Source organism: Pseudomonas sp. FW305-3-2-15-E-TSA4, assembly GCF_058787295.1.
Genome location: NZ_JBYSZP010000009.1, coordinates 227,172 through 252,426, shown reverse-complemented (window position 1 = coordinate 252,426; position 25,255 = coordinate 227,172). Strand labels below are relative to the sequence as shown.

Here is a 25,255-nt window from a genome sequence, read left to right as displayed (position 1 = left end):
TTACCTGACTTCGGGAGGCGCGAAGTCTGACTGCTCTTTGCGGCCAGGCGCGCAGAATCAATGGGACGTTTGACAACACACGTTTTGGACGCTGCACACGGTTGCCCGGGCAGCTCGATCAAGGTCGAGCTGTACCGCGTTGAAGGTTCGCACCTGGAATTGGTCGCCAGTGCGATAACCAACAGCGATGGCCGGGTCGATGCGCCGCTGCTGCAAGGCGATGACTACCGCACCGGGGTCTATCAGGTGCAGTTCCACGCCGGCGATTATTACCGCGCCCGTGGCGTGCAACTGCCGGAACCGGCGTTCCTCGACGTGGTGGTGCTGCGTTTCGGCATCTCTGCCGAGCAGGATCACTACCACGTGCCACTGCTGATTTCGCCTTACAGCTATTCCACCTACCGGGGCAGCTGACCCCCAAGCAGCTGCCCCCACCGGGAAGCGACTGCGCATATAGCTTCTTTGGTCTTTCGCCCGCTCACACTGCGGGCTTTTTTTCGCTTGGAGGAAAGTGCTGTCTGGTCTGACGCCTTCGCGAGCAAGCCCGCTCCCACAAGGGAATGCATTCCAAATGTGGGAGCGGGCTTGCTCGCGAAGCTTTTGCTGTCAGCGGCTCAACAGCGACGCAGCACCGGCACCACTGAACAGTCCGGCACTCACCCGGTTGAACCAGCTCTGTCCCTTGCCGCTGCGCAGATAGCGCGCCGCGCCATGTGCACCCAGCCCGTAAGCCAGTTTGCAGCACAGATCCAGCACCACCCAAGTCGCGATCATGATCAGCAATTGCGGGAGGAACGGCTGTTGCGCGCTAAGGAACTGCGGCAGAAACGCGGCGAAAAACAGAATGTCCTTCGGATTGCTCGCGCCCAAGACAAACGCGCGGCCGAACAATGTGCGGAAACGCGGCACCGGCGCGGCTTGCGGTACTTCGGCACCGACCGCTGGCTGACGCGATTGCTGCCAGCTCTGCCAGGCGAGGTAGAACAGGTACAGCGCGCCGACGATTTTCAGGGCGCTGAACAGTTGTTCCGAGGCCAGCAGCAGGGCGCCGAGCCCCAGCGCCGAAGCACTGAGCAGGCAGATCGAGGCGATCACGCCGCCGAGAAATGCCGGGTAAGAGCGGCGCAAGCCGTAGTTCAGACTGTTGCTTATCATCAACAACGACAGCGGCCCCGGAATCAGGATCACCACCAATGCAGCGCCGCTGAACAGCAGCCAGGTTTCCAGACTCATCACTTTGCTCCTTTTTTTGTTGTACTCAAGAATGTGCAAAAGCCCCACCCGCGAGGGTGAGGCTGGTTTGACGCTTGAACCGCGTGACGCTTACAAGAAGATGAACTTGGCGATGAAGATCGCGCAGAGCACCCACAGGCTGACGGAAATTTCCTTGTACTTGCCGGTGCCGGCCTTCAACGCCACGTAGGTGATGAAGCCCAGCGCGATGCCGTCGGCGACCGAGAAGGTCAGCGGCATCATGATCGCGGTGACGATCGCCGGGATGGCGTCAGTGGCTTCATCCCATTCGATGTGGGCCATGCCGCCCATCATCAGCATCGCGACATAAATCAGCGCACCGGCGGTGGCGTAAGCCGGAATCATCCCGGCCAGTGGCGCGAAAAACATCGCCGCTATAAATAGCACACCCACGGTGACTGCGGTAAGACCAGTCCGACCACCAGCCGCTACACCCGCGGCACTTTCCACATAGCTTGTAACCGGAGGGACACCGACCACCGCGCCGAAGACGCTGGAGGCGCTGTCGGCTTTCATCGCCCGGGAAAGGTTTTCGATACGCCCGTCCGCGTTGACCAGATTGGCGCGCTGGGCCACACCCATCAGCGTGCCGGCGGTGTCGAACATGTGCACGAAGAGGAAGGCCAGCACCACGCTGATCATGCTGACGTTGAACACACCCGCGACGTTCATTGCCATGAAGGTCGGTGCCAGGCTTGGCGGGGTCGACATGATCCCTTCGTAGTGCACGATGCCCAGGCCCCAACCGGCGAGGGTCACGGTGATGATGCTGATGAGGATCGCGCCGAACACTTTGTGGTAGCTGAGGATCGCGATCATCAGGAAGCAGATCGCCGCCAGCAGCGGGCCGGGTTCACGCAGGGAGCCGAGTTTGATCAGGGTGGCCGGGCTGTCGACGACGATACCGGCGGTCTTCAGGCCGATCAGCCCGAGGAACAGACCGACGCCAGCGCCCATCGCAAAGCGCAGGCTGACCGGGATGCTGTTGAGCAGCCATTCGCGAATTCGCGAGAAGGTCAGGATCATGAACAGCACACCGGAAACGAACACCGCACCGAGCGCGGTTTCCCAGTTGTAGCCCATGGTGCCGACCACGGTGTAAGTGAAGAAAGCGTTGAGGCCCATGCCCGGTGCCAGGCCCACCGGCCAGTTGGCGTACAGGCCCATCAGCAGGCAGCCGAGCGCGGCGGCGATGCAGGTGGCGACGAAGGCTGCACCGTGATCGATCCCGGCATCGGCCATGATGTTCGGGTTGACGAAGATGATGTAAGCCATGGTGATGAAGGTTGTCAGACCGGCAATCAGCTCGGTCTTCACCGTGGTGCCATGCAAGCTGAGTTTGAAGATGCGCTCCAGCACGCCTGTGCGTAAGGGCGGCGAGAGTTCCAGCGTCGATGCTTCGGATTTGCGGCTTTCCACAGCGAGTACTCCTCAAGAGTTTTATTGTTATTTCCAGGGCCGGACCCATGAGGGGTGGCAGCAGCCCTTTGAGGCATACGCGAATTTGTTGACCATGCGGTCAGGAACTCGCACGCAGTGGATTATGCTTTTGTGTACAAATAAAGCAAATATTGTTTTTGGTTTTGTTTACGAAAGGTCAGGCGATAGAGATATATCGCCTTCAGAGGCCCCATCGCTGGCAAGCCAGCTCCCACAGGGTTGGTGGGTTTCTTCACATCTGTGTACGCCGTTGCCCTTGTGGGAGCTGGCTTGCCAGCGATGAGGCCGGTCCAGTCAATCCAGATGTGACTGAGTGCCCCCAAGCGCCATATTCACCGCCAACCACCCATTCACCGCCGCCTCCCCAGCCTCGGCAAACACCCGCTCGAGCAACTTCACCTGTTCACGCCGTAACGCCTGTTCAAACTTCGCACCCTCGGCGGTCAATTCCAGCAGACGCTTACGCTTGTCTGCCTCCGACGCCACGCTCTCCACCAGATGCATTTCCTGCAGCTGGCGCAACGGCATGTTCAGCGCCTGTTTGCTGACGCCGAGCAAGCCCAGCAATTCCTTCACGCTCAAATTCGGATAACGCGCGATGAAGAACACAATCCGCTGATGCACCCGGGACAGGCCGCGTCGCTCGAGCATTTCATCCGCTTTGGCGGTGAACGCCTGATAGCCGAAAAAAAACGCTTCCATCGCCTGTTGCTGGCTGGCGGGGTTTTTAAGGTCAAGCATGTTGACGTACTCGCTCAAGCTGTCGTAGTTTCAGTCAACCAGTTTGACTCATTTTTCCCAGGCCTCGCTACCGGTGACTCCCATGGCTTTTTCCGAACGTGTTTCGCGCCTTAAAAGTTCTCTGATCCGTGAAATCCTCGCCGCCGCCCAGCGTCCGGAGGTGATGTCGTTTGCCGGCGGCCTTCCCGCTGAAGCCATGTTGCCGAAAGTCGAATGGGCCGACATGCCGCTCTCCCTTGGCCAATACGGCATGAGCGAAGGCGAGCCGGCGCTGCGTGAAGCGCTGGCGGCGGAGGCGAGGGCGCTGGGCTTGGCGTGCGAGGCGAGTCAGGTGCTGGTGGTCAGCGGTTCCCAGCAGACCTTGGATCTGGCGGCCAAGTTATACATCGACAAAGGCACCGAAATCCTGCTGGAGGCGCCGACCTATCTGGCCGCGCTGCAGATCTTCCAGCTGTTCGGCGCCGATTGCCTGACCGTGCCGCAAGAGGCCGATGGCCCGAATCTGGCCCAACTGCGCAGTCGCCTTGAGCAACATCGCCCGGCGTTCATCTACCTGATCCCGACGTTCCAGAATCCGTCCGCCGTGCGCTACAGCGAAGCCAAGCGCGCCGCCGTCGCCGCATTGCTGGATGAATTCGGCGTGACCCTGATCGAAGACGAGCCGTACCGCGAACTGACGTTCGATGGCGGCAGCGCCAAGCCGATTGCCGGGCGTTTGCAGAAAGCCAGCTGGATCTACACCGGCACCGTGTCGAAAACCCTGCTGCCGGGCCTGCGCGTCGGCTACCTGATCGCCAGCCCGGACCTGTTTCCGCATTTGCTCAAGCTAAAACAGTCGGCGGATCTGCACACCAACCGCATCGGCCAGTGGCAGGCGCTGCAATGGATCGGCAGTGAAAAATATCAGCAGCACCTGAGCGAGTTGCGCGGCTTTTACCGGCAGCGGCGGGATGCTTTCCAGTCAGCGCTGGAAACGCACTTTTCCGATCTGGCGAACTGGAACATGCCGCAGGGCGGGTTGTTTTTCTGGCTGACGTTGAAGCAACCGCTGGATACGCGGACGTTGCTCAACGAGGCGTTGGCCAATGACGTGGCGTTCATGCCGGGTGAGCCGTTCTTTCCCGAACCGGATAAAAACCTCGGGCATCTGCGTTTGAATTTCAGCCACATCGACCCGGCGCGACTGGATGAAGGGCTCAAGCGGTTGGCGGCGGTGGTGCGCCAGGCGCAACTAGACAAAGCAGCCTGAAAAAAATAAACCGGCTCGAGGGCCGGTTTATTTTTGTCTGGGATTTATGGTGCCCTCAAGTGCCTCATCGCGAGCAGGCTCACTCCTACAGGAGAACGCATTCCAATTGTAGGAGTGAGCCTGCTCGCGATAGGGCCTTCAAATGCGCCCAAAAAGACTCAGACCGCCGCGAAACGCTTATCCAGATAATCAATAATTACCTTGGACTCGTACATCCAGGTCGTCTGCCCGTTCTCTTCAATGCGCAGGCACGGCACCTTGATCTTGCCGCCCTGGTCCAGCAGGGTCTGGCGATCCTGTTCATTGTTCTTCGCGTCCTTCAGTGCGACCGGCACATTCAGGCGACGCAGCGTACGACGGGTTTTCACGCAGAACGGGCAGGCGTGGAACTGATACAGGGTCAGGCCTTTGGCGGCGGCGTTGACTTGCGCCTGTACCTCGGCCGGGCGCTGTTTCTTGCCCGGGCGGGTGATGAAGTCGATGAAGATGATCAGTTGGCCAAGGCCGACACGAAGCGCTTTTACGAACACGTTGAAAGCCTCACGGTGCAAAGAGAGAAGGGCGCGCAGCTTACCCGATTTTTCACGGACGAAAAAAAACCGGCGATCAACGCCGGTTTTTTTCTGCAGCCGATTACTTGATCAGGCTGAGGAACTCGCTGCGAGTCGCCGCGTTTTCGCGGAACTCACCGAGCATCACCGAAGTGATCATCGACGAATTCTGTTTCTCGACACCGCGCATCATCATGCACATGTGCTTGGCCTCGATCACCACGGCCACGCCCAGCGCACCGGTGACTTGCATCACCGCATCGGCGATCTGCCGGCTGAGGTTTTCCTGGATCTGCAGGCGGCGGGCGTACATGTCGACGATCCGCGCGACCTTCGACAGGCCCAGCACTTTGCCGCTCGGGATGTACGCAACGTGGGCCTTGCCGATGAACGGCAGCAGGTGGTGTTCGCACAACGAGTACAGCTCGATGTCCTTGACCAGCACCATTTCGCTGTTGTCGGAGCTGAACAGGGCACCGTTGGTGACCTCTTCGAGCGTCTGTTCATAACCGCGGCATAGGTACTGCATGGCTTTGGCGGCACGCTTTGGCGTGTCGAGCAGGCCCTCGCGGGACACGTCCTCGCCCAGTTGGCCGAGAATCGCGGTGTAATTCTGTTCCAGGGACATGAAACTACCTGTGGGGATTTTCGCAAAGGGCAAGGGTACGGTGGCGGACACAACCCTGCAAGTTCGGTGTAACGCGATTATTCGTCGCGGCCTTCCATCATGGTGCGTTTGAGCATCACGTACACCGCGCCGGCACCGCCGTGTTTCGCCTGGCACGAGGTGAAACCGAGCACTTGCGGATGCTGGCGCAGCCAGGTGTTGACGTGGCTTTTGATCATCGGCCGCTTGCCGTCCAGGCGCACGGCCTTGCCGTGGGTGACGCGCACGCAGCGGATTTCGAATTTGGTCGCTTCGGCGAGAAAGGCCCAGAGGGTCTCGCGGGCTTTTTCGACGTTCATGCCGTGCAGGTCGAGGCTGCCTTCGAACGGGATCTGGCCGATCTTGAGCTTGCGCATCTGGCTTTCCTGCACCCCGTCGCGGGCCCACATCAGCTCGTCTTCGGGGCCGACGTCGATCACGAACTGATCGGACAGGCCATCCACGGTGGTGGTGTCGGTGCGCACGGTGGCGGACTGGCGCAGCTTGGCGATCTGCGCGCGGTCAGCCTTGGGTTTGCCAGTGTCGGCGCGGTCGTGCTTGATCGGCTTGACGCCTTGGATCGCACTTTTGAACAGGGAAAAATCGTCGTCTTGCATGTCAGCCTCCGCGAAGGGCGGCCAGTTTACCCAAGTCGAAACAAAACGGCCCGGCAAAAAGCCAGGCCGTGGAGTCAGTCGTGTTTTTTCATCAGGTGCGGGGACATGTTCAGCTCCCGCGATTGCCTGGCGCGACGCCGGCATCGACGCCACAGCGCCACACCGAAATACAGGAACAACAAGCCGACCGCGAGAATGATCGCCGAACCCATCGGCGTGGCATTCAAATCGCCGAGCGCCGGCGGGCGTCCCAGCAGGCTGGCGGCACCGGCCATCGCCAGCAGCACACCGAACGTCGCCAGAATGGCGGCGATCGCTGCGCCGAATCGAAAACGCCAGTTGCTTTGGCCTTTGGGCCGCAAGCGGCGTGCGTCAAATCCATCGGATAACTTCATTCCGACCTTCCTCAATGGGTATCGGCCCTTCGACCGGGAGTTGACCGGGTTGTTCCTGAGGCTAAGGCAATTGAAGCAAATGCGAGGCTTTTGCGGATGAGCGGCGCGGTGAGCCGCTCATCAGAGCAGATCAGATCAGATCTTGAGTCAGGGCAAGGGTGGCGAAGTTGTCGGCCATGATCGCCATTTCCGCTTCCTGGACCACGGCGGCACTGAGCACGCGGCCCTTGAACGGCAGGTCACGGGTGGCGCAGGCGTCTTCGACCAGGGTGCAACGGAAGCCCAGGTTCTTCGCCGCGCGCACGGTGGTGCTGACGCTGGAGTGGCTCATGAAACCGCAGACGATCAGGTCCAGCGAGCCAAGATTCTGCAAACGGTCGAGCAGTTCGGTGCCATGGAACGCGCTCGGCAGCAGTTTGCCGATGATGGTTTCGTCACCTTGTGGCTCAAGGCCGGGGATGAATTCGCCGCGTTCGCCCTGCGGGTCGAACAGGCCACCGACGGTGCCGAGATGACGCACGTGCACGATCGGCCGACCGGCTGCACGGGCCGCGGCGACCAGTTGTTTGATGTTCGCGACGGCCGCGTCCATGCCGCTCAGGGCCAGCGGGCCACTGAGGTACTCTTTCTGGGCATCGATGATGACCACGGTGGCATGGCTCAGTGTGGCCGCTGCGTAACCGCGGCCGCTGAGTTGAAACATCGTTTTTGGAACGGACATTCGGGGCTCCTTGGGGTGGGGCTTTTGCGGCATTGTCCTCTGGCTGAGCGGTTCTGTGAACCGCTACCATCGTAGGCAGCGTCGTTATTGGCCTGCAGCCTTGTCAAGTTACACGTTCTGTTCAATAGCTGATGCAAAAAACAGAAAGGTCCTACTGTCGGCCGCGAATGTTTCCCGCGTCGTCGTGACGCGTTTTGGCTGGTAGAATCGCCAGTCGTTTTTTCTGGAGTTCTGCCCCGTGATCACTTCCCGACTTCGTACCCTGCGCGACCACATCCGTTGGGCCGTCAGCCGCTTCCATGGGGAGGATCTGTTTTTCGGCCATGGCACCGACAACGCCTGGGATGAAGCCCGGCAGTTGGTGCTCGGTGCCTTGCACCTGCCGTGGGAGATCGCCGACAGCTACCTCGACTGTGCGCTGGAAGATGACGAACTGGTCAACCTGCAACGCCTGCTCAAGCGCCGCATCGAAGAGCGCATCCCGACTGCGTACCTGTTGGGTGAGGCATGGTTCTGCGGCATGTCGTTCATCGTCGATGAGCGCGTGCTGATCCCGCGTTCGCCGATTGGCGAGCTGATCGAAAACCGCTTCGCACCGTGGATCGGCGACGAGCCGGCACGCATCCTCGACCTGTGCACCGGCTCGGGCTGCATCGGTATCGCCTGTGCCTACGAGTTCCAGAACGCCGAAGTGGTGCTGGCCGATCTGTCGTTCGAAGCGCTGGAAGTGGCCAACCAGAACATCGAGCGTCATGGCGTCGATGAGCGCGTGTACACCGTGCAGGGCGATGGTTTCGATGGTCTGCCGGGACAGCGGTTCGACCTGATCGTGTCGAACCCGCCGTATGTCGACGCAGAAGATTTCGCCGACATGCCGGACGAATACCAGCACGAACCGGAGCTGGGTCTGGCCTGCGGAGATGACGGTCTGAACCTGGTACGGCGGATGCTCGCCGAAGCGGCGGATCACCTGACCGAGAAGGGGCTGTTGATCGTTGAAGTGGGCAATAGTCAGGTACACGTCGAAGCGTTGTACCCGGAAGTCGACTTCGCCTGGCTCGATTTCGAGCGCGGCGGGCATGGCGTGTTCATGCTGACGGCGGAGCAGTGCCGCGAGCATCAGGCGCTGTTCGCTTCCCGCGTCTAAAGGCTAAAAGCTTTGCGAGCAGGCTCGCTCCCACAGGGAAGTGCATTCCAAGGTGGGAGCGAGCCTGCTCGCGAATAGCCGCGCCGCGGTCTCAAGCCATCAGCGGTGCGTGGCAATCCAGATCAACAACCCCGCCTGAAACACCGCAAACGCCACCAGACAGGTAATGGTAAAGCGCAATCCAGCGTCTTCACGCTTGAACTTGCTGACCTTCTCTTCCTGCTTCTTCAGCTTCACTTCCTGCTCGGCCAGGTTCTGCTCGGCCTGTTGCAGCATCTGCGCCGCTTCGAGAATCTCGACGATCTGCAGCTTTTCGCTGTTCCAGTCGCCCAGCAGGTCACCGACCTGCACCTCTTTGACGCTGCCCTTCAAATGCTGGGCGTCGGCGTAAACAACGTCAAAACCATGCACGCGCAAGAAGTGATCGCGACGCAGGCGGGTGTCTTCGTTCAGCGCGTCCTTGTTGTTCAAGTCCATGCCGTCGACGGTGTAGGCGGGCCAGCGTTTTTTCGCCCAGTTGATGCCTTGCGCGGCCATGAAACGGCCGATGCCACGGTTCAACGGTTCGATCTGCAAACCGCTGTCGGGGCCGAAGTGCACACGTTTGCTGGTGTGATCGACCCACACGTCGAGGTGGTTCTGCTCTTTGCGCACGCGCTGACCGGGCAGTTTGATCGCCATGCGCATCAGGCTGTGTTCTTTGCTGTTGCGCTCGGCATAGCCGAATTCGACAAAGCGCAAAGGCCGGCCACCGGTGTGACGATCAGTCTGCAGTGGGGCCAGGCGGAGCATCTTGTGGTGCTCGACGCTGACGTCCGCCCATGGCAGCTCGACCGCTGGCGGTGCGTCTTTTTCAGCGGTGGTGTCGGGTGAAGTCGGGGTATCAGTCATAACGGCGAGATCCTGTCCAAGCTCTGCTTGTCGCCAGCCGGTACGCTGGCGACAAAGGCTTATCGGCCGTTTTTTGCAGGACTGGAGGGCAAACTACGGTTAACGGTTGCGAATGCCGTCAATAAATTCGATGAGTTTGCCGCCCAGTTCCGCCGCCAGTGGCAAATTGGGGTCCTTGTACGAGGCCAATTGCCGCTTCACATCGGCGGGGACGATGCGCATGACGTGGTTCATACCTTCGATCACCACTAGTTCGGCGTCGGGTTTGGCGGCTTTCAGTGCCTGCGCATCGCCGACGCCGACCTGCATGTCGTTGCTGCCCTGGACGATCAGCGCCGGCATCTTCAGTTGCGCAAAAGCCTTGGCCGGGTCCTGGCGGAACAGCGAAATCAGATACGGCTGCACGCTCGGGCGGAAAATCGGTTGCAACGGCGCCGGCACGTTGTCATCGGTGTGACCGGCCTTGAGGCTGTCGAGCAGTTCATTACTGCGCAGCATCAACGGTGGCGGCAGGCTACGCGCCAGTTGCTCGCGGATCACCTGATCCACCGGGCGGGCACTGCCGGACAGCGAAATCAGCGCAGCGGCGTCGGCACGCGGGGCGGCGAGGGTGGCAATCAGTGCACCTTCGCTGTGACCGAGCAGAATCAACGGGCCGAAACGCGGGTCGCTTTTCAGCTTCTGGCTCCACGCCACGGCGTCGTCGACGTAGCCTTCCACCGACAGATTGCGCTCGTCAGGTGTGGCCGGCCGGCTCGCAGCCACCCCGCGCTTGTCGTAGCGCACGCTGGCGATGTTGTGTTTGGCCAGCACCCAGGCCAGCCGCTTGAGGCTGTCATTGCGCCCGCCATCGGGGTTATTGCCGTCACGATCTGTAGGACCGGAGCCGGCAAGGATCAGGACAACCGGCACTGGGTTGTCGGATTTTGGCAGCAACAGCGAGCCGAAAAGTTCACCGCTCCCGGTATCCAGAGAGATCGGGCGCTGCAGGACAGTCGCGTGGGCAAAACCGGTAAACAGGGTAAGACTCAAGATCAGAACTCGCAGCATCATCACGCCATCATTCGCCAAGGTGCCGTTTGGACTCACCAACACCGCTAAGGTTCGAGGATGAACTACTCGGTTAGCCTGCGTATACTGGCGCGCATCACGAATTCGGGTTTGATTTCACGGAGCGTCCTGCATGTCCGGCAATACCTACGGCAAGTTGTTCACTGTCACCACCGCTGGCGAGAGCCATGGTCCGGCGTTGGTCGCCATTGTCGACGGCTGCCCGCCGGGCCTGGAGATCTCCCTCGAAGACCTGCAGCGCGACCTCGATCGGCGCAAGCCAGGCACCAGCCGCCACACCACCCAGCGTCAGGAAGCCGATGAAGTCGAAATCCTTTCCGGCGTGTTCGAGGGCCGCACCACCGGTTGCTCGATCGGCCTGCTGATCCGCAACACCGACCAGAAGTCCAAGGACTACTCGGCGATCAAGGATCTGTTCCGCCCGGCGCACGCCGACTACACCTACCACCACAAATACGGCGAGCGCGACTACCGTGGTGGCGGTCGCAGCTCGGCGCGGGAAACCGCGATGCGTGTGGCGGCAGGTGCGATTGCCAAAAAGTATCTGGCCAGCCAGGGCATCGTCATCCGTGGCTACATGAGCCAGCTCGGCCCGATCGAAATCCCGTTCAAGACCTGGGATTCGGTGGAACAGAACGCGTTCTTCAGCCCGGATCCGGACAAGGTGCCGGAGCTGGAAGCCTACATGGACCAGTTGCGCCGCGATCAGGACTCGGTCGGGGCGAAGATCACCGTAGTCGCCGAAGGCGTGATGCCGGGCCTCGGCGAGCCGATTTTCGACCGCCTCGACGCTGAACTGGCGCATGCGCTGATGAGCATCAACGCGGTGAAAGGCGTGGAAATCGGCGCCGGTTTCGCCTGCGTCGCCCAGCGCGGCACCGAGCATCGCGATGAACTGACCCCGCAAGGTTTCCTCAGCAACAACGCCGGCGGCATTCTCGGTGGCATCTCGTCGGGTCAGCCGATCGTCGCGCACCTGGCGTTGAAGCCGACGTCGAGCATCACCACCCCGGGCCGTTCGATCGATATCCACGGCAACCCGGTAGATGTGATCACCAAGGGCCGTCACGACCCGTGCGTCGGCATCCGCGCCACGCCGATTGCCGAAGCGATGATGGCCATCGTGTTGATGGATCACCTGCTGCGTCATCGTGGGCAGAACGCCGACGTGCGCGTCAGCACCCCGGTGCTGGGTCAGCTTTGATGGTTGATCGCCAAGCCGTCGCGGTCTGACCGTGGCGGCGCTCCCGTACTGGCGGCTGTCCAGTTTCTATCTGTTCTATTTCGCCTTGCTCGGCTCGACAGCGCCGTTTCTGGCGCTGTACTTCGATCATCTCGGCTTCAGCCCCGCGCGCATCGGCGAGCTGGTGGCGATCCCGATGCTGATGCGCTGTGTGGCGCCGAACATCTGGGGCTGGCTCGGCGACTACACCGGCAAACGCCTGGCCATCGTGCGCTTCGGTGCGGTGTGTACGCTGCTGACGTTCTCGCTGATTTTCGTCAGCAAGACCTACGCCTGGCTGGCGATGGTCATGGCGTTGCACGCGTTCTTCTGGCACGCGGTGCTGCCGCAGTTCGAAGTCATCACCCTCGCGCACTTGCAGGGGCAAACCTCGCGCTACAGCCAGATTCGCCTGTGGGGCTCGATCGGTTTCATCATCACCGTGGTCGCGTTGGGCCGTTTGTTCGAATGGCTGAGCCTCGACATCTACCCGGCGGCGCTGGTGCTGATCATGGCCGGCATCGTCCTCAGCAGCCTGTGGGTGCCGAACGCGCAGCCACCGCAAGGTAATCGGCCGAGCGGGGAGGGCTTTCTCAAGCAGCTGCGCAGCCCCGGTGTGCTGGCGTTTTACGCCTGCGTCGCGCTGATGCAGATGAGCCACGGCCCGTATTACACGTTTCTGACCTTGCACCTTGAACGCCTCGGTTACAGCCGTGGCACGATCGGCATGCTCTGGGCCGTGGGCGTGGTCGCCGAGGTGCTGATGTTCATGGCGATGAGCCGGATTCTCGTGCGCTTTTCATTGCGTCGGGTGCTGATGGCGAGTTTTCTGCTGGCGGCGCTGCGCTGGTTGCTGCTAGGTTCGTTCGCCGAATTCCTCTGGGTACTGTTGTTGGCCCAGGTGCTGCACGCGGCGACCTTCGGCAGCTTTCATGCGGCTGCCATCGCCTTCGTGCAACGTAGTTTCGGTGCGCGTCAGCAAGGTCAGGGTCAGGCGCTGTACGCGGCGCTGGCCGGCACCGGTGGCGCGCTGGGCGCGTTGTATTCCGGTTACAGCTGGAATGCCCTCGGCGCGACATTGACCTTTAGTATTGCCAGTCTCGCGGCGCTCGCTGCTGCCGTTATCATTGCCACACGTATGCAAGAGGACAGGCCATGAGCCTTACGCGTGAACAGCTCGCCCAGCAGATCGTCGACGCCGGGCGTTTTCTTTATGGTCGCGGCTGGTCGCCGGCCACCAGCAGCAATTACTCGACGCGTCTGTCGCAGAGCGAAGCGCTGCTGACCGTGTCCGGCAAGCACAAGGGCCAGTTGGGCCTGGACGACGTGCTCGCCACGGATTTGTCCGGCAACAGCCTCGAACCGGGCAAAAAGCCCTCGGCCGAAACCCTGCTGCACACCCAGCTCTACAGCTGGCGCGCGGAGATCGGTGCGGTGCTGCACACCCACTCGGTGAACGCCACGGTGCTGTCGCGCCTGACGCCGCAAGACTTTATCGAGTTCGAAGACTACGAACTGCAAAAAGCCTTCAGCGGCATCTCCACCCATGAATCGCGGGTGCGCGTGCCGATCTTCGACAACGACCAGGACATTGCGCGCCTCGCCGCCAAGGTGCAGCCTTGGCTCGACGCCCATCCCGATTGCGTCGGTTATCTGATTCGCGGCCACGGCCTCTACACCTGGGGCGCGCAGATGAGCGATGCCCTGCGGCAGATCGAGGCCTTCGAATTTCTGTTTGAATGCGAGTTGAAAACCCGCAGCGTCATGAACCGCCAAGGCTGACTTCACCAGAAGCCGCCCATTTGCCTGATCAAATGCACTGCCCGACCGGTCTGCAAGAGCCGGACGGCAAGGCCGATACCGAGGAATTGCCCATGAGCAGCCTGTCCGTCTATCACGTATCCAGCCCCGAGATTCCGAACAAGGTGCTGACCCATTTCGAAGACATCGCCTCGACGCTCGCCGAGCAGGGCGTGCGCTTCGACCGCTGGCAAGCCGCCGCGAAGATCCAGCCCGGCGCCAGCCAGGAGGAGGTGATCAGCGCCTATCAGGAGCAGATCGACAAACTGATGACCGAGCGCGGTTACATCACCGTCGATGTGATCAGCCTCAACAGCGACCACCCGCAAAAAGCCGAACTGCGCGCCAAGTTCCTTGAAGAACACCGCCATGGCGAAGACGAAGTGCGCTTTTTCGTTGCCGGTCGTGGCCTGTTTACCCTGCACATCGACGATTATGTCTACGCGGTGTTGTGCGAGAAGAACGACCTGATCTCGGTGCCGGCCGGTACCAAGCACTGGTTCGACATGGGCGAGCACCCGCACTTCGTGGCGATTCGCCTGTTCAACAACCCGGAAGGCTGGGTCGCGAATTTCACCGGCGAAGACATCGCCGGGCGCTTCCCACGTCTGGAGGACTGAGCCGATGCCGATCAAAGCCATTGTCACTGACATTGAAGGCACCACCAGCGCGGTGAGTTTCGTTTTTGATGTGCTGTTCCCGTATGCGGCCAAACACCTGCCGGACTTCGTGCGACAGAACGCCGAACGTGCCGATGTGGCTGAGCAACTCGACGCCGTGCGCCGCGACAGCAATGCACCGCAGGCCGATGTTGAACGGGTTGTTGAAATTCTCTTGAGCTGGATCGAGGAAGATCGCAAAGCCACGCCGCTCAAAGCCTTGCAAGGCATGGTCTGGGCGCAGGGTTATCACGCCGGGCAGTTGAAGGGCCACGTGTACCCGGATGCCGTTGAAGCGCTCAAGCGCTGGCATCAGGCCGGTTATCAACTGTTTGTGTATTCGTCGGGTTCGATCCAGGCGCAGAAGCTGATCTTCGGCTGCTCCGAGGCGGGAGATCTGACACCGCTGTTCAGCGGGTATTTCGATACCACGTCGGGGCCCAAGCGTGAGGCGCAGTCTTACACCAACATTCAACAGGCGATTGGTGTCGAGCCGCAGGACATTCTGTTTCTGTCCGACATTGTTGAGGAGCTGGATGCCGCTCAATCGGCAGGCCTGCAGACCTGCGGCCTGGCGCGCGAGGGTGGGGAGCTGGGAAGCCATATCACCGTCGACAGCTTCACCGGCATCGAACCCGAAGCCTTCTAACCACCCTCAATCCAATGTGGGAGCGGGCTTGCTCGCGAAAGCGGTGTGTCAGCCAAATATTTTTGACTGACACGCCGCTTTCGCGAGCAAGCCCGCTCCCACACGGAGTTTTGCATCAGCCAAAAAAACAGGCCGGACAGTGAAAACTGCCCGGCCTGTTTTTGTTTAAGGCTGTTTAAAACCTCGAATCAAATTACAGCGAGTGATACGTCGGCAGGGCAAAGCGCTGCTGGCTTTGCAGCATCGCAATCTGCGGCAGCTCACTGGCTTCTTCCGCCAGGTCACGACGGATCGCGCTGATCGCCCACGACAGTTGGTCGGCGTTGTGCATTTGCTGATACGTCAGGGCGCGCTTGAACACTTTGCCTTCACTGCTGCGCAGCGTCAGCAGAATCCCGCCATCGGGACGTGGCGCAGTGGTGACGTTGAAGTTGGAGAACAGCGAGGTAAATTTTTCTTGGATCAGGCTCATGTCTTTCAGCTCCGTATGCACTTGAATGGCAAGCATGCAGAGGAGGTTGCAGCGATTGTGCCAGCACACCGAAAAATAAAAACGTATATAAATCAATAAGTTAAAAATCGTGAAATTTGCATGGCTCGTGCAATCTGCATGAATGGCCATCGTGCATCCTGCATTTTGCGGGATTCTCATGAGTTGAACGGAACCAAACGGCAAAGTCGTAATCACCGCCGCCAGGCGTGACAGGGCGGATACAAAACATTGCAAAAACCGCGTGTACAGGCCGAGAAGCGCTGACGTATTTTCGATCTCGACCTTGCCCACAACGCAGGTCATGCCCACAGCCCGAACAATAAAAAAACCGGCCAACCAGGCCGACCGGGGAGCTGCCATGCGTCACGCGTCGAGCGACACGATTACCTGGAGCATGATGCTCCGCAAACTGCCGACGATCGCCAAAGCCATCCCGCGGGTGGTCAAGGGCATGAAAGTCGCCAAAGTCACGGATCCGACCCAAACGTGTGGCCTCGGCTGGACCTTCGAGCAAGCAACGCTGCGCAATCCAGAGGGGCAGGCGATCTTGCAGGACAACGTCTTGCTGACCTATGCGCAGGTCAACCAGTGGGCCAACCGCATCGCCCACTATCTGAGCGCGCAGGGCATCGGCAAGGGCGACGTGGTCGCGGTGTTCATCGAAAATCGTCCCGAGCTGCTGGTGACCATTCTGGCGCTGGCCAAACTCGGCGCGGTCAGTGCGCTGCTCAATACTTCGCAAACCCGCGACACACTGATTCACAGCGTAAATCTGGTGGCGCCGGTGGCGATTGTCCTCGGTGAGGAATTGCAGCCGGCGTTTGCCGCGATCCGCGAGCAGGTGTCGATCCCGGCGCAGCGCACCTGGTTTATCGCCGACCGTGACACCTATAGCCACCCAGGCATTGCGCCCGAGGGCTACGTCAATCTGATCAGTGCCAGTGCTGACGCCTGCACTGAAAACCCGCCCAGCAGCGGCGAAGTGTTCTTCGACGATCCGTGCTTCTACATCTACACCTCCGGCACCACCGGCCTGCCCAAGGCCGGGGTGTTCAAGCACGGCCGCTGGATGCGCAGCTCGGCCAGCTTCGGCATGATCGCCCTGAACATGACCCCCGACGATGTCGTCTATTGCACCTTGCCGCTGTACCACGCCACCGGCCTTTGTGTGTGCTGGGGCTCGGCGATCAACGGCGCTTCCGGGTTCGCGATCCGTCGCAAGTTCAGCGCCAGTCAGTTCTGGCCGGACGTGCGTCGCTACAACGCGACCACCCTCGGCTATGTCGGCGAATTGTGCCGTTATCTGGTCGATCAACCGCCCAGCGCCGATGACAGCCGTCACGCGGTGCGCAAGATGATCGGCAACGGCTTGCGTCCCGGCGCCTGGGCCGAGTTCAAGACCCGGTTTGCCGTCGAGCACATCTGCGAGCTGTACGCGGCGAGCGACGGTAATATCGGCTTCAGCAACATTCTCAACTTCGACAACACCATTGGTTTTTCGCTGATGGCCTGGGAGCTGGTGGCGTACGACCACGACAGCGGGCAGCCGTTGCGCAGCGCCGACGGCTTCATGCGCAAGGTCGGCAAGGGCGAACAGGGCTTGCTGCTGGCGCGGATCGACGAAAAAGCCCCGCTGGACGGTTACACCGATCCGCAGAAAACCGCCAAGGTGGTGTTGCACGATGTGTTCAGCAAGGGCGACCGCTTCTTCAACACCGGCGACCTGCTGCGCAATATTGGCTTCGGCCACGCGCAGTTCGTCGATCGACTCGGCGACACCTATCGCTGGAAGGGTGAAAACGTTTCGACCACCGAGGTGGAAAACCTGCTACTGCAACACCCGCACATTTCCGAAGCGGTGGCCTACGGCGTGGAAGTGCGCAACACCAACGGTCGCGCCGGGATGGCCGCAATCACGCCCGCCGAATCCCTCGCGACCCTGGATTTCGCCGAATTGCTCGCATTCGCCCGTCAGCGCATGCCGGCCTATGCGGTGCCGCTGTTTCTGCGGGTGAAGGTGAAAATGGAAACCACCGGGACTTTCAAATACCAAAAGACCCGATTGAAAAACGAGGGCTTCGACCCCGGCCAGACAGGTGATGATCCGATTTACGCGTGGCTGCCTGGCACCCAGACTTACGTGCAAGTGACGGACGAAATTCTGGCCGATATTCATCAAGGCAAATACCGCTATTGAGATTGGCTATGGCCTGACTTGAGAAAAAGGGGGTGACAGCTATCGTCGCGCTCGGGAAACTGTCGGCTTTGCGAATAACCGAAAGTGGAGTTGCCCTATGTCTGACCAGAGCCGCCAGATGACCCCTGAAGAAGCTGCCGAATTCACCGAGCAGGTTTTCAACAAGGCGCGCGAAGGTGATGCGCTGATGCTTGATCGGCTGATCAGCGCCGGTTTGCCGGTGAACCTGAAAAACAGCAAGGGCGACACCCTGCTGATGCTCGCCAGTTACTATGGCCACGTCGACGCCGTGCAGGTGCTGCTCAAGCACAAGGCCGACCCGGAAATGCGCAACGGCAACGGCCAGAGCCCGATTGCCGGCGCCGCGTTCAAGGGCGATCTGGCGGTGGTCAAGGCGCTGGTGGAAGCGGGCGCCGAGATCGAAGGCTCGTCGTTCGATGGCCGCACCGCGCTGATGATGGCGGCGATGTTCAACCGCGTGGAAATCGTCGATTACCTGATCAGCAAGGGCGCCGACCCGCAAGCCAAGGATGCCAATGGCGTCACCGCGCTGGACGCGGCCCGCACCATGGGCGCGGTCGATACCACGGCGCAGTTGGAAAAACTGCTGGCCTGATAAGGTCAAAAGATCGCAGCCTGCGACAGCTCCTACAGGTCTCACATTCGTTCGCCAAATGGGCGCGGAACTTGTAGGAGCTGCCGCAGGCTGCGATCTTTTGCTTTGTGCGCTATCCTCCGCGCCCTCGAATTCAACCTTCCACAGGATCCGCCCTCATGAAAGCCGCACTCGTTGAACTCATCAGCAAAATCAGCTCCGGCTGCATGGGCGAGGACGAGATCCTGAACGTGGGGGACGAAGCGGCGCGGGCCTACGCTGATGCCGACGCCTTTCTGGCAGCCAACCCGGACATCAACTACGACGACACCTTCCCGATCCCGCTGGGCGAGTGGGTGGTGGTCGGCAGCCTGCCGGAAACCGTGCTGTTCCAGGCTGATACCTACGTTGACCTGTTCGCGCAGATCGTCGCCTCGTTCGGCCCGGGCGTCGATTTCAACCTCAAGCCCAAGCAACTGGCCAAGACCGAAGCGCTGACCGCGTTGAACCGTATCCAGGTGCAGATGAGCAGCCTGAACAAGGAAAACGGCGGTTACACGCTGATGAACTTCAGCCAGTTGCTCGACGACGAGCTGCAAGTGGTGCTGGTCTACGGCAACGACGTGCCACGGGTGCTGGAGCTGTGCGCTGAAGTCGGCATCGCTGCCGCGCCTTCGCTGGAAGCGCTGAAAGTCGCCGTTCACGTCTGAACGCAATAAAAGGGAACCCTGCGCGCGACCGTCTATCCTAAAAGTGCATGCCACTATTCTGGAGCGACACCATGGGTTCCACGTTCAACGGTCTGATTGGCCTGATCATTCTCGCCCTCGATATCTGGGCGATCATCAACGTACTGAAAAGCGGCGCCGAGACCGGGATGAAAATCCTCTGGGTTCTGCTGATCATCCTCCTGCCAGTACTTGGCCTGATCATCTGGGCGATCGCCGGGCCACGGGGCAATGTGCGGGTCTGACGCTTTCCCGAAAACACGCTGATCCCCTGTGGGAGCGGGCTTGCTCGCGAAGGCGATTGTTCAGTCGAAACACAGGTTGAATGACACTCCGCTTTCGCGAGCAAGCCCGCTCCCACATTGGTCTTGCGATACCTCCAGAGTGTGCTCTGTCGGAGGAAGGTTCGACCTGTCATCTTCGGCAACGTAGAATGCGCGCCTTTCCCGGGCAATCGTCCCCCACGATTGGCGCCCGCGCATTCATCGGAGCACTTGACCATGACCGTCACCAAAACCAGCGAGTACCTGGAAACCCTCTACGAAGGCTACGGCCAGCGTTTTCGCATGGAAAAACTGCTGCACGAAGTGCGCACCGAACACCAGCACCTGGTGATTTTCCAGAACCCGCGCATGGGCCGGGTGATGGCGCTGGACGGCGTGATCCAGACCACCGAAGCCGATGAATTCATCTACCACGAAATGCTCACCCACGTGCCGATCCTCGCCCACGGCACTGCCAAACGCGTGCTGATCATCGGCGGCGGCGACGGCGGCATGCTGCGCGAAGTGACCAAGCACGCCAGCGTCGAGCACATCACCATGGTCGAGATCGACGGCACCGTGGTCGACATGTGCAAGGAATTCCTGCCGAACCACTCCAAGGGCGCCTACGACGACCCACGGCTGAACCTGGTGATCGACGACGGCATGCGTTTCGTCGCCACCACCACGGAAAAATTCGACGTGATCATCTCTGACTCCACCGACCCGATCGGCCCGGGCGAAGTGCTGTTCTCGGAGAACTTCTATCAGGCCTGCCACCGTTGCCTGAACGAAGGCGGGATCCTCGTGACTCAGAACGGCACGCCGTTCATGCAGATCGACGAAGTCAAAACCACTGCCGGTCGCCTGCGCAGCCTGTTCCCGGACTGGCACTTCTATCAGGCGGCCGTGCCGACCTACATCGGCGGTTCGATGACCTTCGCCTGGGGCTCGACCAACCCGGCCTACCGCAAACTGAGCCGTGAAACCCTGCAACAGCGCTTCATCGGCAGCGGCATCGTCACCCGCTACTACAACCCGGAAATCCACATCGGCGCATTCGCGCTGCCGCAGTACGTGTTGCAGGCGATCAACAAGCCAAGCAACGACTGACGCACTATTCCCGGATCGGTGATAGATCCCCTGTGGTGAGGGGATTTATCCCCGATCGGCTGCGCAGCAGTCGTAAAATCGGCAGACGCGTTGGAACTGACACTATGCGTTCGCTGAATTCAGGGACGCTTCGCGCCCATCGGGGATGAATCCCCTCGCCACACAAGCCTGTTTCCCCATCGGTTAATTTTTTTTCATGTTCGTCTGCTGCAATCCTTTTGAACGATCAATCTCGCCAAAAGTCGAGATAGAAGTAAGCCCATTTGCGGGTTTGATCGAGGAGGCACCGATGCAAAAGTGGAAAGTCACTTTCGTGGACGATCATGGTGAAATTGTCGATGAGGTGTTCGAGCGCGCGGAATGCCCCAGCGACGACGAGGCTGCACGCCTGATCAAGGAACGGCTCCTGCCGGTGGCCGCCGAACTGGATATGAACGATCTTGAAGGGCGCACCACCGATGCTGGCGTGAAAAGCCTGAAAACCCAGAACAGCATCGAAATCCGCAGTATCACGCCAATCTGAAATTCTTCCTGTCACTTGAAGCACCAGGCCTTGGCAGCAGCTCTATCTTGGGGCTACTCTGCAAGCGAGATCAGCGAAACAATCGCTAAGGTCTGGTCTTGTCAGCTACATGCTTGTTTCCCGCGTGCAACCACGTTGCCGAAGTACTTTGGCCTGTAAGGCCCGGGGCGGGAATACGGAAAGTCTATCCATCTATCCGAGGGGGACGATTCATGAGCACAGCCTATCAAGAAGACATCAGCAGCAATGTTCTGCGCCGCATGAAAGAAGGCGGTTTCGACTTTTCCCGGTTCCATCCCATCGAGTTCTACGCCATTTTCCCGGATGAGGAGCGGGCGCGCAGGGCGGCAGGCAAATTTCGTGGTGAATCCATCAATGCCCAGGTCAGTGCGCGCGACGATGGCGCCTGGTCGCTGGAACTGAGCAAAGTGATGTACGCAACCTATGACGACATTGGCGATTTCGAGCAGGGCTTCTCTGCCGTGGTCGAGCCGCTGGGCGGCATCATCGAGGGCTGGGGCGTCAAGCAGGAGGTGCGTAACCGCCATCGTCTGAACTGATCTCTGGTTTCAGGTATTGAGCAACGGCTGACCTTCGGGTTGGCCGTTGTCGTTTCTGGCCGCCGAATAGCCCGTGGCAAAACCCTGAAACAAGAATCCCGGGCAAAAAAAAGCCACCGGAGAGGGCGGCTAAAGGGAAGACCGATAAGTAGAGGAAACCGGTCAGGGTTACGGCCTGCGGGGACTGCGCGGGCAGTCCGGATCAGTGGAGCTGAAACCTTCACCGGGGAAGTTTTCAGCGAATGCGCCGATTATCCGCAGCTCGGTGCGAGCGGTGAAATCAACTCTGACTATTCTGGTGATAGGCGATGCAATGCGTCGCAATGAAGCGGGGGCAATCCGGTTGGGGCCATTGCCGCACAGGAATGGTGCGGTGCTTGCGGCGTGATTATCCAACCGATTGAAATCAAAGCGTTTATGCCGATGGCACGGGCCTTGCGAAGGCCTGTAGGTCCGGGTGACAAGGAGTACGGCATGATCCGCACCTATTTTGATGAAATGTACGATGCCGGCGGCCAGGTCCGCCCGCATTACCGGGAGTTCGCCCGCTGGCTGGCCGACACGCCTGACGAGTTGCTGGCACAGCGGCGACGCGAGGCCGATCTGCTGTTCCACCGGGCCGGCATCACCTTCACGCTCTATGGGGACGAGCAGGGTACCGAGCGCCTGATTCCGTTCGACACCATTCCGCGCAGCATTCCCGCCAGCGAGTGGCGGATCGTCGAGCGCGGCTGCATCCAGCGGGTCAAGGCGTTGAACATGTTCCTCGCCGACCTTTATCACGAGCAGCGCATCATCAAGGCCGGGATTATCCCTGCCGAACAGGTGCTGGCCAACGAGCAGTACCAGTTGGCGATGCAGGGCCTGGATCTGCACCGCGACATCTATTCGCACATCTCCGGCGTCGACCTTGTGCGCGACGGCGATGGCACTTACTACGTGCTCGAAGACAACCTGCGTACTCCGAGCGGCGTCAGCTACATGCTCGAAGATCGAAAAATGATGATGCGTCTGTTCCCGGAGCTGTTCGCCGCCCAGCGCATCGCGCCCATCGACCACTACCCGAATCTGTTGCTCGACACCCTGAAGAGCTCCAGCCCGATTGACGACCCGAGCGTGGTGGTGCTGACGCCGGGGCGCTTCAACAGTGCGTTCTTCGAACACGCTTTCCTGGCGCGGGAAATGGGCGTTGAACTGGTGGAGGGCGCCGACCTGTTCGTGCGTGACGACAAGGTGTACATGCGCACCACCGACGGGCCAAAAGCGGTGGACGTGATCTACCGCCGTCTCGACGACGCGTTCCTCGATCCGCTGGCATTCAACCCCGACTCGATGCTCGGTGTACCGGGGCTGCTGTCGTCCTATCGCTCGGGCAATGTAGTGCTGGCCAATGCCATCGGCACTGGGGTGGCGGATGACAAATCGGTGTACCCGTTTGTCACCGAGATGATCCGTTTCTACCTCGATGAAGAACCGATCCTGAAGAACGTGCCGACCTGGCAGTGCCGCAACCCCTCGGAACTTTCCCACGTGCTGGCCAATCTTCCGGATCTGGTGGTCAAGGAGACCCAGGGCTCCGGCGGTTACGGAATGCTGGTGGGGCCGGCGTCAACCACGGCGCAGATCGATGCGTTCCGTGAGCGGATCAAGGCCAAGCCCCACGCGTACATTGCGCAGCCGACGCTGTCGCTGTCGACCTGTCCGACCTTTGTCGAAAACGGCATTGCGCCGCGTCATATCGACCTGCGTCCGTTTGTATTGTCTGGCCGCGAAACCCGGGTCGTGCCCGGCGGTTTGACCCGTGTCGCCCTGCGTGAAGGCTCCCTGGTGGTGAACTCCTCCCAGGGCGGCGGCACCAAGGACACCTGGGTGGTCGAGGATTGAAGGAAGCTTGCCATGTTAAGTAGAACTGCCTCGGATCTGTACTGGATGTCGCGTTACCTGGAGCGGGCGGAAAACCTCGCACGGATGCTCGATATCAGCTATTCGCTGTCGCTGATGCCGCAGGACGGTCGCGGCGACGGTTTGCACGAACTGGCGATGCCGCTGTTGATCACCGGCACCCTCGACGATTACCTGGAGCGTCACGGCGAACTGCATGCCGAACGCCTGTTGCATTTCTTCGCCCTGGACGCGGCCAACCCGGCGAGCATCTACAGCTGCCTCGGCGCAGCGCGAGCCAGTGCGCATGCGGTGCGCGGGCGTATCACCGCGGACATGTGGGAGAACATCAACGCTACCTGGCTGGAAATTCGCGGCATTGCCGAGCAGGGCCTCAGTCGTTACGGCATGAGCCGTTTCTGCGAGTGGATCAAGGAGCGCTCGCACCTGTTCCGTGGCGCGTCCTACGGCACGATCATGCGCAACGATGCGTTCCGCTTCATTCGTCTGGGGACGTTCATCGAGCGTGCGGACAACACGCTGCGCCTGCTCGATGCGCGCTATGAAATGGCCGGCGATCAGGCCGAGGCCGTCAGTGACGGTACGGCGCACGCCTATTACCAGTGGAGTGCACTGTTGCGAGCGCTGTCATCGTTCGAGGCCTACACCGAGATCTACCGCGACGCCCCCGGCGCCCGGCATGTCGCCGAGCTGCTGCTGTTGCGCGCCGATGTGCCGCGCTCACTGCGCGCCTGCACCGAGGAAATCGACCAGATCCTCGCCCAGTTGCCCGGCGCCAATGGCCGTCCGGCACAACGCCTTGCTGCCGAAATGGACGCGCGTCTGCGCTACACCGGTATCAACGAAATCCTCGCCGAAGGCCTGCACGCCTGGCTCACCGAATTCATCCCGCTGGTGCGCCAGTTGGGCAACGCGATTCACAGTTCATACCTGGAGGCTGCATGAGACTTTCCATAAGCCACGAGACCACCTATCACTATGAAGATCAGGTGCGGGCGAGCATCCAGTATCTGCGCCTGACCCCGCACGACAGCGAGCGTCAGCACGTGTTGAGCTGGCAGCTCGACCTGCCGCGTCCGGTGCGCGCCCAGCTCGATCCGTTCGGCAACATCCTGCATGTGCTGACCATGGACGAGCCGCACGAAGCGATCATTATCGGCGCCCGTGGCCAGGTCGATATCGACGAATTGCGCGAGGCTGAGCATGAGAGCCAGTCGGCGCTGCCGTTCCTGCGTTTCACCCGCCTGACCGAGGCCGACGAAGCGCTACGGGCGTTTGCCGACAAATCCTGCAAACAGCGGCGCGATCGCACTGCGCTGATCGACCTGATGCATGGTTTGAACCAGCACATCAGCTACACGCCGGGTTCGACTGAAGTCGACACCAGCGCCGCCGAAGCCTTTGCCGGGCGCGCCGGGGTTTGTCAGGATCACACCCATGCGTTTCTCGCTTGTGCACGCAGCCTGGGGATTCCGTCGCGTTATGTGTCGGGTTATCTGTACAGCGAGGACGCCGAACATCTGGCCAGTCATGCCTGGGCCGAAGCGTGGCTGGATGACGCTTGGTACAGCTTTGACGTGACCAACCAGTTGGCCCGCCCGGAGCGGCACCTGAAACTGGCGGTGGGCCTGGATTATCTGGATGCCTGCCCGGTGCGCGGCATGCGTCGGGGCGGTGGTTGTGAGCAGATGCATGCGAAGGTGTTCGTGTCGCCGACGCCGGTTATTTCCGTGCAACAACAGTAATTTGCTTCACACAAAACCCTGTAGGAGCGAGCCTGCTCGCGAAAGCGGAGTTTCAGACACCACATTGCTGGCTGATAAACCGC

General features: G+C 60.5%; 29 protein-coding genes. 18 read left to right on the top strand and 11 right to left on the bottom strand.

Annotated features, from left to right (window positions below):
* Positions 1–60: 60 nt before the first annotated feature.
* On the top strand, positions 61–414 hold the full coding sequence (gene uraH / locus AC3WMV_RS14920) for a hydroxyisourate hydrolase (RefSeq protein WP_003223171.1): 354 nt from the start codon (positions 61–63) through the stop codon (positions 412–414).
* Between the two features lie 192 nt (positions 415–606).
* On the opposite strand, the gene AC3WMV_RS14915 is transcribed toward uraH, so the two are convergent.
* The 3 genes from AC3WMV_RS14915 to AC3WMV_RS14905 all read right to left on the bottom strand — a co-directional run bounded on the left by AC3WMV_RS14915 (position 607) and on the right by AC3WMV_RS14905 (position 3,435).
* Positions 607–1,233, bottom strand: a complete 627-nt coding sequence (locus AC3WMV_RS14915) for a LysE family translocator (protein ID WP_003223174.1) — start codon at positions 1,231–1,233, stop codon at positions 607–609.
* A 90-nt stretch (positions 1,234–1,323) separates the two neighbouring features.
* Positions 1,324–2,673: an NCS2 family permease gene (locus tag AC3WMV_RS14910; RefSeq protein WP_027613339.1), complete on the bottom strand. Its 1,350-nt coding sequence runs from the start codon at positions 2,671–2,673 to the stop codon at positions 1,324–1,326.
* A 315-nt stretch (positions 2,674–2,988) separates the two neighbouring features.
* The gene (locus AC3WMV_RS14905; RefSeq protein WP_103368938.1) at positions 2,989–3,435 is read right to left on the bottom strand and encodes a MarR family winged helix-turn-helix transcriptional regulator; all 447 of its coding nucleotides are present in this window, start codon (positions 3,433–3,435) and stop codon (positions 2,989–2,991) included.
* An 82-nt stretch (positions 3,436–3,517) separates the two neighbouring features.
* Here AC3WMV_RS14905 and AC3WMV_RS14900 point away from each other — a divergent pair, with 82 nt between their 5' ends.
* A complete protein-coding gene (locus AC3WMV_RS14900) occupies positions 3,518–4,684 on the top strand; it encodes an aminotransferase-like domain-containing protein (RefSeq protein ID WP_103368923.1) in 1,167 nt (388 codons plus the stop codon).
* 158 nt (positions 4,685–4,842) lie between these two features.
* Here AC3WMV_RS14900 and AC3WMV_RS14895 read toward each other — a convergent pair whose 3' ends face one another.
* From AC3WMV_RS14895 to AC3WMV_RS14875, 5 genes are all read right to left on the bottom strand, one after another.
* On the bottom strand, positions 4,843–5,214 hold the full coding sequence (locus AC3WMV_RS14895) for a glutathione S-transferase N-terminal domain-containing protein (protein WP_007960660.1): 372 nt from the start codon (positions 5,212–5,214) through the stop codon (positions 4,843–4,845).
* 103 nt (positions 5,215–5,317) lie between these two features.
* Entirely contained in the window at positions 5,318–5,863 is a 546-nt protein-coding gene (gene folE / locus AC3WMV_RS14890) for a GTP cyclohydrolase I FolE (protein WP_003442011.1), read from the bottom strand.
* 77 nt (positions 5,864–5,940) lie between these two features.
* Complete coding sequence (locus tag AC3WMV_RS14885; RefSeq protein ID WP_096797013.1) at positions 5,941–6,498, bottom strand: Smr/MutS family protein; 558 nt, start codon at positions 6,496–6,498, stop codon at positions 5,941–5,943.
* A 74-nt stretch (positions 6,499–6,572) separates the two neighbouring features.
* Positions 6,573–6,893 (bottom strand): hypothetical protein, encoded by a 321-nt coding sequence (locus AC3WMV_RS14880; RefSeq protein WP_007914024.1) that lies wholly within the window; start codon positions 6,891–6,893, stop codon positions 6,573–6,575.
* Between the two features lie 130 nt (positions 6,894–7,023).
* On the bottom strand, positions 7,024–7,614 hold the full coding sequence (locus AC3WMV_RS14875; RefSeq protein WP_003223193.1) for a cysteine hydrolase family protein: 591 nt from the start codon (positions 7,612–7,614) through the stop codon (positions 7,024–7,026).
* Positions 7,615–7,852: 238 nt separating this feature from the next.
* Between AC3WMV_RS14875 and prmB the strand changes: the two genes are divergently transcribed.
* On the top strand, positions 7,853–8,761 hold the full coding sequence (gene prmB / locus AC3WMV_RS14870) for a 50S ribosomal protein L3 N(5)-glutamine methyltransferase (protein WP_007960672.1): 909 nt from the start codon (positions 7,853–7,855) through the stop codon (positions 8,759–8,761).
* A gap of 99 nt (positions 8,762–8,860) precedes the next feature.
* On the opposite strand, the gene AC3WMV_RS14865 is transcribed toward prmB, so the two are convergent.
* Positions 8,861–9,652 (bottom strand): hypothetical protein, encoded by a 792-nt coding sequence (locus AC3WMV_RS14865; RefSeq protein WP_103368922.1) that lies wholly within the window; start codon positions 9,650–9,652, stop codon positions 8,861–8,863.
* Positions 9,653–9,751: 99 nt separating this feature from the next.
* Positions 9,752–10,705 carry an alpha/beta hydrolase gene (locus tag AC3WMV_RS14860; RefSeq protein ID WP_103368921.1) on the bottom strand — a complete coding sequence of 318 codons (954 nt, stop codon included), beginning with the start codon at positions 10,703–10,705 and terminating at the stop codon, positions 9,752–9,754.
* A 130-nt stretch (positions 10,706–10,835) separates the two neighbouring features.
* On the opposite strand from AC3WMV_RS14860, the gene aroC reads away from it, so the two are divergent.
* From aroC to mtnC, 5 genes are all read left to right on the top strand, one after another.
* Entirely contained in the window at positions 10,836–11,927 is a 1,092-nt protein-coding gene (aroC, locus tag AC3WMV_RS14855; RefSeq protein WP_027613332.1) for a chorismate synthase, read from the top strand.
* 31 nt (positions 11,928–11,958) lie between these two features.
* Positions 11,959–13,104 (top strand): MFS transporter, encoded by a 1,146-nt coding sequence (locus AC3WMV_RS14850; RefSeq protein ID WP_103368920.1) that lies wholly within the window; start codon positions 11,959–11,961, stop codon positions 13,102–13,104.
* The gene (locus tag AC3WMV_RS14845; RefSeq protein WP_103368919.1) at positions 13,101–13,727 is read left to right on the top strand and encodes a methylthioribulose 1-phosphate dehydratase; all 627 of its coding nucleotides are present in this window, start codon (positions 13,101–13,103) and stop codon (positions 13,725–13,727) included. Before AC3WMV_RS14850 ends, AC3WMV_RS14845 begins: the two co-directional genes overlap by 4 nt.
* 92 nt (positions 13,728–13,819) lie before the next feature.
* Entirely contained in the window at positions 13,820–14,365 is a 546-nt protein-coding gene (locus AC3WMV_RS14840) for a 1,2-dihydroxy-3-keto-5-methylthiopentene dioxygenase (protein WP_027613329.1), read from the top strand.
* Between the two features lie 4 nt (positions 14,366–14,369).
* Positions 14,370–15,053, top strand: coding sequence for an acireductone synthase (gene mtnC, locus AC3WMV_RS14835; protein WP_027613328.1), 684 nt, complete (start codon positions 14,370–14,372; stop codon positions 15,051–15,053).
* 193 nt (positions 15,054–15,246) lie between these two features.
* Here mtnC and AC3WMV_RS14830 read toward each other — a convergent pair whose 3' ends face one another.
* Positions 15,247–15,525 carry a DUF3509 domain-containing protein gene (locus tag AC3WMV_RS14830; RefSeq protein WP_027613327.1) on the bottom strand — a complete coding sequence of 93 codons (279 nt, stop codon included), beginning with the start codon at positions 15,523–15,525 and terminating at the stop codon, positions 15,247–15,249.
* Between the two features lie 379 nt (positions 15,526–15,904).
* On the opposite strand from AC3WMV_RS14830, the gene AC3WMV_RS14825 reads away from it, so the two are divergent.
* The 10 genes from AC3WMV_RS14825 to AC3WMV_RS14780 all read left to right on the top strand — a co-directional run bounded on the left by AC3WMV_RS14825 (position 15,905) and on the right by AC3WMV_RS14780 (position 25,172).
* On the top strand, positions 15,905–17,743 hold the full coding sequence (locus tag AC3WMV_RS14825) for a long-chain-acyl-CoA synthetase (RefSeq protein WP_103368918.1): 1,839 nt from the start codon (positions 15,905–15,907) through the stop codon (positions 17,741–17,743).
* Positions 17,744–17,840: 97 nt separating this feature from the next.
* On the top strand, positions 17,841–18,359 hold the full coding sequence (locus AC3WMV_RS14820) for an ankyrin repeat domain-containing protein (RefSeq protein ID WP_027613325.1): 519 nt from the start codon (positions 17,841–17,843) through the stop codon (positions 18,357–18,359).
* A gap of 158 nt (positions 18,360–18,517) precedes the next feature.
* Positions 18,518–19,048, top strand: a complete 531-nt coding sequence (locus AC3WMV_RS14815; protein ID WP_103368917.1) for a hypothetical protein — start codon at positions 18,518–18,520, stop codon at positions 19,046–19,048.
* A 71-nt stretch (positions 19,049–19,119) separates the two neighbouring features.
* Positions 19,120–19,311: a PLDc N-terminal domain-containing protein gene (locus tag AC3WMV_RS14810; protein ID WP_007960694.1), complete on the top strand. Its 192-nt coding sequence runs from the start codon at positions 19,120–19,122 to the stop codon at positions 19,309–19,311.
* A 255-nt stretch (positions 19,312–19,566) separates the two neighbouring features.
* Positions 19,567–20,442, top strand: a complete 876-nt coding sequence (gene speE, locus AC3WMV_RS14805) for a polyamine aminopropyltransferase (protein ID WP_041068886.1) — start codon at positions 19,567–19,569, stop codon at positions 20,440–20,442.
* A gap of 289 nt (positions 20,443–20,731) precedes the next feature.
* Positions 20,732–20,965: a hypothetical protein gene (locus tag AC3WMV_RS14800; protein ID WP_027613323.1), complete on the top strand. Its 234-nt coding sequence runs from the start codon at positions 20,732–20,734 to the stop codon at positions 20,963–20,965.
* Between the two features lie 212 nt (positions 20,966–21,177).
* On the top strand, positions 21,178–21,525 hold the full coding sequence (locus AC3WMV_RS14795) for a ribonuclease E inhibitor RraB (protein ID WP_007960698.1): 348 nt from the start codon (positions 21,178–21,180) through the stop codon (positions 21,523–21,525).
* A 474-nt stretch (positions 21,526–21,999) separates the two neighbouring features.
* Positions 22,000–23,409, top strand: a complete 1,410-nt coding sequence (locus tag AC3WMV_RS14790) for a circularly permuted type 2 ATP-grasp protein (protein WP_027613322.1) — start codon at positions 22,000–22,002, stop codon at positions 23,407–23,409.
* A 12-nt stretch (positions 23,410–23,421) separates the two neighbouring features.
* Positions 23,422–24,372 carry an alpha-E domain-containing protein gene (locus AC3WMV_RS14785; RefSeq protein ID WP_027613321.1) on the top strand — a complete coding sequence of 317 codons (951 nt, stop codon included), beginning with the start codon at positions 23,422–23,424 and terminating at the stop codon, positions 24,370–24,372.
* Positions 24,369–25,172 carry a transglutaminase family protein gene (locus tag AC3WMV_RS14780; protein WP_027613320.1) on the top strand — a complete coding sequence of 268 codons (804 nt, stop codon included), beginning with the start codon at positions 24,369–24,371 and terminating at the stop codon, positions 25,170–25,172. Before AC3WMV_RS14785 ends, AC3WMV_RS14780 begins: the two co-directional genes overlap by 4 nt.
* Positions 25,173–25,255: the final 83 nt, after the last annotated feature.

Coding starts and splice junctions, on each gene's coding strand:
- AC3WMV_RS14885 (WP_096797013.1), bottom strand. CDS start 6,498: ATGCAAGACGACGATTTTTCCCTGTTCAAAAGTGCGATCCAAGGCGTC.
- AC3WMV_RS14780 (WP_027613320.1), top strand. CDS start 24,369: ATGAGACTTTCCATAAGCCACGAGACCACCTATCACTATGAAGATCAG.
- AC3WMV_RS14865 (WP_103368922.1), bottom strand. CDS start 9,652: ATGACTGATACCCCGACTTCACCCGACACCACCGCTGAAAAAGACGCA.
- AC3WMV_RS14795 (WP_007960698.1), top strand. CDS start 21,178: ATGAGCACAGCCTATCAAGAAGACATCAGCAGCAATGTTCTGCGCCGC.
- folE (WP_003442011.1), bottom strand. CDS start 5,863: ATGTCCCTGGAACAGAATTACACCGCGATTCTCGGCCAACTGGGCGAG.
- AC3WMV_RS14875 (WP_003223193.1), bottom strand. CDS start 7,614: ATGTCCGTTCCAAAAACGATGTTTCAACTCAGCGGCCGCGGTTACGCA.
- AC3WMV_RS14880 (WP_007914024.1), bottom strand. CDS start 6,893: ATGAAGTTATCCGATGGATTTGACGCACGCCGCTTGCGGCCCAAAGGC.
- AC3WMV_RS14790 (WP_027613322.1), top strand. CDS start 22,000: ATGATCCGCACCTATTTTGATGAAATGTACGATGCCGGCGGCCAGGTC.
- AC3WMV_RS14840 (WP_027613329.1), top strand. CDS start 13,820: ATGAGCAGCCTGTCCGTCTATCACGTATCCAGCCCCGAGATTCCGAAC.
- AC3WMV_RS14815 (WP_103368917.1), top strand. CDS start 18,518: ATGAAAGCCGCACTCGTTGAACTCATCAGCAAAATCAGCTCCGGCTGC.
- AC3WMV_RS14860 (WP_103368921.1), bottom strand. CDS start 10,705: ATGATGCTGCGAGTTCTGATCTTGAGTCTTACCCTGTTTACCGGTTTT.
- AC3WMV_RS14900 (WP_103368923.1), top strand. CDS start 3,518: ATGGCTTTTTCCGAACGTGTTTCGCGCCTTAAAAGTTCTCTGATCCGT.
- AC3WMV_RS14830 (WP_027613327.1), bottom strand. CDS start 15,525: ATGAGCCTGATCCAAGAAAAATTTACCTCGCTGTTCTCCAACTTCAAC.
- mtnC (WP_027613328.1), top strand. CDS start 14,370: ATGCCGATCAAAGCCATTGTCACTGACATTGAAGGCACCACCAGCGCG.
- speE (WP_041068886.1), top strand. CDS start 19,567: ATGACCGTCACCAAAACCAGCGAGTACCTGGAAACCCTCTACGAAGGC.
- AC3WMV_RS14810 (WP_007960694.1), top strand. CDS start 19,120: ATGGGTTCCACGTTCAACGGTCTGATTGGCCTGATCATTCTCGCCCTC.
- AC3WMV_RS14845 (WP_103368919.1), top strand. CDS start 13,101: ATGAGCCTTACGCGTGAACAGCTCGCCCAGCAGATCGTCGACGCCGGG.
- uraH (WP_003223171.1), top strand. CDS start 61: ATGGGACGTTTGACAACACACGTTTTGGACGCTGCACACGGTTGCCCG.
- AC3WMV_RS14915 (WP_003223174.1), bottom strand. CDS start 1,233: ATGAGTCTGGAAACCTGGCTGCTGTTCAGCGGCGCTGCATTGGTGGTG.
- AC3WMV_RS14800 (WP_027613323.1), top strand. CDS start 20,732: ATGCAAAAGTGGAAAGTCACTTTCGTGGACGATCATGGTGAAATTGTC.
- AC3WMV_RS14785 (WP_027613321.1), top strand. CDS start 23,422: ATGTTAAGTAGAACTGCCTCGGATCTGTACTGGATGTCGCGTTACCTG.
- AC3WMV_RS14820 (WP_027613325.1), top strand. CDS start 17,841: ATGTCTGACCAGAGCCGCCAGATGACCCCTGAAGAAGCTGCCGAATTC.
- aroC (WP_027613332.1), top strand. CDS start 10,836: ATGTCCGGCAATACCTACGGCAAGTTGTTCACTGTCACCACCGCTGGC.
- AC3WMV_RS14905 (WP_103368938.1), bottom strand. CDS start 3,435: ATGCTTGACCTTAAAAACCCCGCCAGCCAGCAACAGGCGATGGAAGCG.
- AC3WMV_RS14825 (WP_103368918.1), top strand. CDS start 15,905: ATGCGTCACGCGTCGAGCGACACGATTACCTGGAGCATGATGCTCCGC.